This is a genomic window from Stenotrophomonas sp. STEN087, assembly GCF_056759115.1.
The window spans coordinates 1-7125 of record NZ_JBRRCR010000131.1 but is presented as its reverse complement, the minus strand read 5'-3'; the positions used below and the strand labels follow the sequence as shown (position 1 = coordinate 7125).

Annotated in this window: 5 protein-coding genes; 1 reads left to right on the top strand and 4 read right to left on the bottom strand. The window is 70.1% G+C overall.

Annotated elements, in window-relative coordinates:
• Positions 1-120: 120 nt before the first annotated feature.
• Genes ACVOK1_RS19715 through ACVOK1_RS19700 form a run of 4 tightly spaced genes read right to left on the bottom strand, consistent with a single transcriptional unit; the run spans position 121 to position 6146 of the window.
• Positions 121-3318: an efflux RND transporter permease subunit gene (locus ACVOK1_RS19715; RefSeq protein ID WP_481563011.1), complete on the bottom strand. Its 3198-nt coding sequence runs from the start codon at positions 3316-3318 to the stop codon at positions 121-123.
• Between the two features lie 10 nt (positions 3319-3328).
• Positions 3329-4501: an efflux RND transporter periplasmic adaptor subunit gene (locus ACVOK1_RS19710; protein WP_481563012.1), complete on the bottom strand. Its 1173-nt coding sequence runs from the start codon at positions 4499-4501 to the stop codon at positions 3329-3331.
• The gene (locus ACVOK1_RS19705; protein WP_481563010.1) at positions 4498-5751 is read right to left on the bottom strand and encodes a TolC family protein; all 1254 of its coding nucleotides are present in this window, start codon (positions 5749-5751) and stop codon (positions 4498-4500) included. The genes ACVOK1_RS19710 and ACVOK1_RS19705 overlap by 4 nt, the downstream gene beginning before the upstream one ends.
• A gap of 56 nt (positions 5752-5807) precedes the next feature.
• Positions 5808-6146 carry a hypothetical protein gene (locus ACVOK1_RS19700; protein ID WP_406233888.1) on the bottom strand — a complete coding sequence of 113 codons (339 nt, stop codon included), beginning with the start codon at positions 6144-6146 and terminating at the stop codon, positions 5808-5810.
• A gap of 150 nt (positions 6147-6296) precedes the next feature.
• Between ACVOK1_RS19700 and ACVOK1_RS19695 the strand changes: the two genes are divergently transcribed.
• Positions 6297-6983, top strand: a complete 687-nt coding sequence (locus ACVOK1_RS19695; protein ID WP_254051356.1) for a hypothetical protein — start codon at positions 6297-6299, stop codon at positions 6981-6983.
• Positions 6984-7125: the final 142 nt, after the last annotated feature.

Here is a 7125-nt window from a genome sequence, read left to right as displayed (position 1 = left end):
CATGGCCGAGCGGACGAGGCCTTGATCGCGGCTGGGTAGGGCCGGCCGCTGCCCGGAAATCCGACCCTGATCCGGGGTCGGATCCCTTTCCAGCGGAAAGGGCTCCGACCCCAACGCACCTCAGCGCTTCACCAACCGCCCGGCAAACGTCGGCAGCACCAGCAACGTCAGCAGCGTGGCGGTGATCAACCCACCGATCACCACCGTCGCCAGCGGCTTCTGCACCTCCGCGCCGGCACCACTGGCGATGGCCATCGGTATGAAGCCGACGATGGCCACCAGGGCCGTGGTCAGCACCGCGCGGATGCGGCTGGCGGCACCATTGATGGCCGCCTGCATCGGCAGGTCGCCGCCCTCCAGCCGCTCGCGGATCGCCTGCATCAGCACCAGGCCGTTCAACGTGGCCACGCCGGAGACGGTGATGAAGCCCACCGCCGCAGACACCGAGAACGGCATGCCACGCAGCAGCAGGGCGAGGATGCCGCCGACCAGGGCCAGCGGCACGCAGCTGAATACCAGCAGCGCTTCCCTGCCACTGCGCAGGGCCATGAACAGCAGGCCGCCGATCAGCAGGAACACCACCGGCACCACCGTGGCCAACCGCTTCTCCGCGCGCTGCAGGTTCTCGAACTGGCCGCCCCAGCGCAGGTAGGCACCGGCGGGCAACGCCACGTCGGCCACCGCGGCCTGCGCTTCGCTGACGAAGCCACCGAGATCGCGGCCGCGCACGTTGGCCTGCACCACCACCCGCCGGCTGCCGTCGCTGCGGCTGATCTGGTTCGGCCCTTCGCTGACGCTGATGCGCGCCAGCGAGGACAACGGCACGACCTGGCCTGCCGGCGTGGCGATCGGCAGCGAGGCCAGCTGGTCCGGATCGTTGCGTGCGGCATCGTCCAGGCGCACGACCACATCGAAGCGTCTGTCGCCTTCGAAGATCCGCCCGGCCGTGGTACCACCGATGCCGGTGGACAACGCATCACTCACGTCCGCCGCGGTCAGTCCATGCTGCGCGGCGGCGACATGGTCGATCCTGACGTTGAGCGTGGGCAGGCCGGAAATCTGCTCCACCCGCACGTCGGCGGCGCCGTCCACCGCGCGCAGTTTCAACGCCACCTGCTCGGCCACCTTCTGCAGGGCGGCGAAATCATCGCCGTACACCATCACCGCCAGGTCCGTGCGCACGCCGGAAATCAGCTCGTTGAAGCGCAACTCGATCGGTTGGCTGAACTCGAAACTGTTGCCCAGCTGCTGCCCGGCCAGCTGCTCGAAGCGCTGCACCAGTGCTACCTTGTCCAGCGACGGATCGGGCCACTGCGCGCGCGGCTTCAGCACGATCACGCTGTCGGAGATGTTGGTCGGCATCGGGTCGATGGCCGCTTCGGCGGTGCCGGTGCGCGAGAACACCGTTTCCACTTCCGGCTGTTCGGCCAACGATTTTTCCAGCGCCAGCTGCATCGCCAGCGACTGCTCCAGCGACGTGGACGGAACGCGCAGGGCCTGCATCGCCACGTTGCCTTCGTCCAGGGTGGGCATGAACTCGCGGCCCAGCAGCGAGAACGAACCGATGCCCACCACCACCATCATCACCGCACCGGCCAGCACCGTGCGCGGATGCGCGACTGCACGACGGACCACCGGCTCGATGCGCGCACGCAGCACGCGGATCAGTTTCGTCTCGTGCTCGCCGTCGCCAGCATGTGTATCGCCGTCCTTCACCGTGGGCTCGCGCACCAGCAGTGCGGCCATTGCCGGCACGAAGGTGAAGGAGAAGATGAAGGCGCCGATCAGGGCCAGCATGAAGGTGGCCGCCATCGGGTGGAACGTCTTGCCCTCCACACCTTCCAGGGTGAGGATCGGCGCGAACACCAGCAGGATGATCAGCTGGCCGAAGGCCGCAGGCCGCGCCATCTTCATGGCCGAATCGGAAGCCACGCGGAGGCGCTCCATCGCCGTCAGCGCGCGGCCCAGTTCGGCGCGGCGCTGGCCCAGCATCAGCAGCGTGGATTCGATCACGATCACCGCGCCATCCACCAGGATGCCGAAATCCAGCGCGCCCAGGCTCATCAGGTTGCCGCTGATGCCGAAGCGGTTCATGCCTATCACGGCGAACAGGAACGACAGCGGGATCACCAGCGCGGTGATCGCCGCTGCGCGCAGGTTGCCCAGCAGCAGGAACAGCACCACCACCACCAGCAGCGCACCCTCGCTGAGGTTCTTCGCCACGGTCCTGATGGTGGCGTTGACCAGCTCGCTGCGGTCCAGCACCGGCACTGCCACGATGGACGGTGGCAGCGAGGCATTCACCTGCTGCAGGCGTTCCGCGGCGGCCTGGGCCACGGTGCGGCTGTTGCCGCCGGCAATCATCAGCGCGGTGCCGAGCACGGCTTCGTGGCCGTTGCGGCTGGCCGCACCCAGGCGTGGTGCGCGGCTCAAGGCCACCTCGGCCACGTCCGCCACGCGCACCACCACGCCATTGCGCGTGGCCACCGGGGCCTGCGCCAGATCGTCGGTGGTCAGCGCCAGGCCATCGGCACGCACCACCAGGCCTTCGCCAGCGCGCTGCACGAAGCCGGCGCCGGCCTGCACGTTGGAACGCTGCAGGGCGGTGACCAGGTCGGCCAGGCCCAGCCCATGCGCGGCCAGCCGCGCGCTGTCCGGGTGCACGCCGTATTCCTTGACGTAGCCGCCAACCGTATCGACGCCGGCCAGCCCAGGGCTGGAGCGCATCTGCGGCGCAATGATCCAGTCCTGCACGGTGCGCAGGTAGGTGGCGCGTTCTTCCGGCGTGCGCAGCAGGGTGCCTTCCGGCGTGCGGTAGACCTCGCCGGCCTGCCAGCCGGCCGCACCGGGCTTGGCCAGCTGGGCCGGATCGAACGCGGTGAAGTCCACCGTCCACATCAGCACCTCGCCCAGGCCGGTGGTGACCGGCGACAGCAGCGGCGACGCACCGTCGGGCAGATCGTCGGCGGCCTCGCGCATGCGCTCGGCCACCTGCTGGCGGGCGAAGTAGATGTCGGTCGCATCGGTGAAGATGGCGGTGACCTGCGAGAAGCCATTGCGTGACAGCGAGCGGGTGGTGGTCAGGCCGGGAATGCCGGCCAGCGCGGTTTCCAGCGGGTAGGTCACCTGCCGTTCGATCTGTTCCGGCGTCAGCGCCGGTGCCACGGTGTTGATCTGCACCTGGCGGTTGGTGATGTCGGGCACCGCGTCGATCGGTAGCTTGCCCAGCTGCAGCAGGCCGACGGCCGCGAGCAGGGCGGCGGCGAACACCACCAGCCAGCGGTGGCGGACCGCGGTTTCAATGATCAGCTTGAACATGGTCGCCTCCTCAGTGGCCGTGCTCGGCTTCGCCTTTGGCCAGTTCGGCCTTGAGCAGGAAGGCGTTGGCGCCGACGATGCGTTCGCTGCCGGTCAGGCCACCGAGGATCTCGATGCGGTCACCGGCACGGCGGCCGGCCAGCACCGGCTGCGCCTTGAAGCCGCCGTCGACGGCGACGAACACCGCGCTGCGGCCATCGACGTTCTGCACTGCATCGGCCGGCACGCTGAGCGCGTCGCCCTGGGCTTCGGTGACCACCACGGCCGACACCGGAGAACCGGCCGGCGGCAGCGCGGCGTTCACCGGCATGGCACGGATCACCGCCACGCCGCCCTGCTGGCGCACATCCGCGGCCGAGCCGGTGACGGTGGCGGTGAAGCTGCCGCCCGGGACGCTCACTTCCAGCGTCATGCCCGGCGTGACCTGTGCGGCCAGCGCCGGTGGCGCGGTGAACACCAGCTCGTTCATCGCCGGATCGGCGACCTCGGCCACCACGCTGCCGGCAGCGACCACGCCGCCCGGCGTGACCTGCACGTTGCCGACGATGCCGGCCACCGGGCTGGTGATGCGTACGCGGCCGCTGGCATCGGGTGCGCCATTGGCGGCGGCCTGTGCCTGTGCCGCCGCCGCCTGCGCCTGCGCAGCCATGGCACGTGCATGCGAGGTTTCCAGCTCCTGGCGCGCGACCACGCCCTGTTCCACCAGCGCCCTGTCACGGCCGTGGGCCAGGCGCGCAGCCTTGGCTTCGGCGGCAGCCGCCAGCGCATTGGCGCGCAGCACCGCGGCCTCACCGCTGAGCACGATGGCCAGCGTCTGGTTCTGCTTCACGGCCGTGCCCGGTGCCACCAGCACGTGTTCAACGCGGCCGGTCACGCTGGACGCCACCGACGCGCGCGCGCCGATCGAGGGTTCCACACGGCCAGACAGGCGCGTGGAGCCGCCACCGCCTCGACCGACGGCGACCACTTCGATGGACGACGCCTTGATCTGTTCCGGCGTCAGTGCGACCACGCCTTCATCGGCTTCGGGCGCGTTGCCTGTGGTGTTCTCAGCGCTGCCCGGTGCATGGCCGTGGCCATCGTCGGCAGCGGCAGTTGGGGTCTGTGCAGTGCCAGTGCAGCCGGCCAGCAGCGCGCCCAACAGGGCAGCGGCCATCAACGAAAAAGTACGGGAGAACATCAGCGAACCTCCACAAACGGGGCGCGCCCTTCCAGGCGGGCAAGATCGATTTCCGCGCCGACGCGCGACAGGCGCGCATCCACGGCGCTGCCGCGTGCGGCGATGAGGGCACTGCGCGTGCTGCGCAGTTCCAGCTGCGAGATGCGTCCGGCGTCGAAGCCAATGCGGGCCAGCCGGTAGGCTTCTTCGGCAGCCACCACGCTGTCATCGGCGGCGCGTGTGCGGCTGCCGGCAGCCTTCAGCCCGGCCACCGCCGCGAGGCGCTCGGCTTCGCTGTCGCGACGCTGCTGGTCCAGCCGCGCTTCGGCCGCACGCTGTTCGGCACTGGCCGCGCGGATGCCGCCGCGGTTGCGGTCGAACAATGGGATCGAAAGGCTCACGCCCAGCGTATAGGCCTGTTCGCGGTCCTCGCGGAAACGGGTCTGCGCGGCGGTCACGCTGAGATCGGGCAGGGCACGCTTGCGCTCCACGTCGACCAGACGGGTGCTGGCCTGTGCCTCGGCTTCGGCGATACGCACCGCCAGCGCGGCATCACCGGCGCCGCGTGGCAGCGGCGGCGTGCGATCCAGCAGGCTGTTGTCGATGGACTGCACCGGCGCATCCAGCAGGGCCGCACTCGCCAGCCGCGCCAAAGCCGCATCGCGGAAGGCCTGTGCTTCATCCAGTGCTGCCGTGGCATTGGCCACTTCGCTGCGCGCCTGCACCGCGCGCAGCTGCGGTTCGCGGCCCTGCTCCACCAGCGCGTCGACGGCCACGGCATCGTCGCGGGTCAGGGTCAGCGCTTCCTTGGCCAGGGCGTAACGACGCAGCGCGCTCTCGGCCTGCGCGTAGAACGCCGCCAGCTGGCTGGCTACATCACTGCGGCTCTGCGTCCCACGCAGTGTTGCGGCCTGTGCTTCGGCGCGGGCAGCACGTACGCGTGCACCACGCTGGCCCCAGATTTCCAGCGGCTGGGACAGGGTGAGCACGTTGTCGGCGCGGCCCATGCCGCCGTAGCTGCCGGTACCCCAGGCGTTTTCGGTGGTGTAGGAGAGCGATGGGTTGGGCAGGGCGCGGGCCTGCTCGGCGCGTGCCTCGGCAGCGTCGGCCAGGGCCGCGCCAACGCGGGCGCCGGGCAGCTGGTCCAGGCGTTCAAGCAGGGTGTCATAGGAAGGGGCGGCTTGCGCCATCGCCTGCAGTGCCGGGGCAAGGCCCAGCAATACGGCAATGACCCGCCCGGCCGCACGCAGCGACCGAGGTGTCGAGTTCGACATGAAGGATGTCCGGTTGTGAGTGAAACGGAAGCCCGCGATCGCGGGACGCGCTCAACTCACGCCCGGGGAGGACGCTTCAGTTCATCCTGCGCGACGGCATAGGTCGCGCTGTCACCGTCCGCCATCCAGCGTGCCGGCAGCGGCGTGCCGAAGGCAGCAACGGTGCCGGCCGGCAGGCTCAGGTTGGAGTGGTGGCAGTGGTTATGGCTGCAGGCGCCGGTATGCGTGCCGTCGCTGTCGCCGTCTGCGTCGTCGGCCGCGGCTTCAACATGGGCCGCGACCGTGTCGTGCGGTTCCACCGCACAGGCCAGCACATCGGCCACCGGCACGACCACGAATGCCGCCATCAGCAGCATCAGCAGGGTCGAACGGAGGTGGCGGGCAATCCAGCGCATGGAGGGCAGGCTAGCAAGCGGTTTCCGGTGGATACAATATCAATGGCGGGGTCGGATCCCTTTCCGCAGGAAAGGGCTCTGACCCTCCGGCCTGGTTGCTCCGCCACGCACCATCGTCGAGGATCGGGATTCGTCACCAGGGAAGGAACGATGACCGCACGCATTGCCGCAGCAGGCCTGCTGCTGATACTGGCCAGTCCCGTCGCAGTCGCCGCCGAGGACGTCTACGTGGAATTCCTGTGGGCGCCGACACCGGCAGATGCCCTCGCGCGCTCGCAGACCCAGCTGTTCATTGCCGACGGCCACCACGATCACCGCATCTGCGTGGCCGCCAATCTCGTCGATACCGACGTGGCGGGCCTGCACATCGACATCCGTGATGCCAAGGGCGTGCAGGTCTCGCGCACGGCCCACGAGGACTACCGGGGCCGCAAGAAGTGCTATGCCGCTGACCTTGGAAGTACCGGCGCGGCCGGGATGTGGACCGTCGATGCCGTGCTGGGGGATGGACGCCGTGGCAGCGCGCAGATCCGCGTGGATCCGACGCTGGAGGCGTCGCCCCTGTACCTGCGGCATGACCAGCCCTACGTGGCGGGGCGGCCGAACTACGACGCGTCCATTCCGCCGGCCGAGTGGGTGGGCAAGCTGGTCTGGGCGATGGACGTGGATGCCGCAGGCAAGGTGACCCATGTCGAGGTGGAGACCGCCGAAGGCATCGGCGAGCGCCTGCGTGAGCGCGCGCTGGCGGCCGGGTGGCTGACCCGGTTTGGGCCTGACCCGGCGCGTGCGCAGACGCCGCTGCGCTGGCGTCGCACGCTGGAGTTTGCTGCGGAGTGATGGCCGCGCGGGGGCAGTGCCCTTCGTCTGGGTAGTGGCGGGGGGGGGGGGGCGGGCCGCCCCCGCGCCCCCCGCCGCCGGCCCGCCGACGCGCAGCCCGCGCGCGCCCCGCGCGGGGGGGCGGCCGGGAGCCCGCGCGGGG

Coding starts and splice junctions, on each gene's coding strand:
- ACVOK1_RS19695 (WP_254051356.1), top strand. CDS start 6,297: ATGACCGCACGCATTGCCGCAGCAGGCCTGCTGCTGATACTGGCCAGT.
- ACVOK1_RS19705 (WP_481563010.1), bottom strand. CDS start 5,751: ATGTCGAACTCGACACCTCGGTCGCTGCGTGCGGCCGGGCGGGTCATT.
- ACVOK1_RS19700 (WP_406233888.1), bottom strand. CDS start 6,146: ATGCGCTGGATTGCCCGCCACCTCCGTTCGACCCTGCTGATGCTGCTG.
- ACVOK1_RS19715 (WP_481563011.1), bottom strand. CDS start 3,318: ATGTTCAAGCTGATCATTGAAACCGCGGTCCGCCACCGCTGGCTGGTG.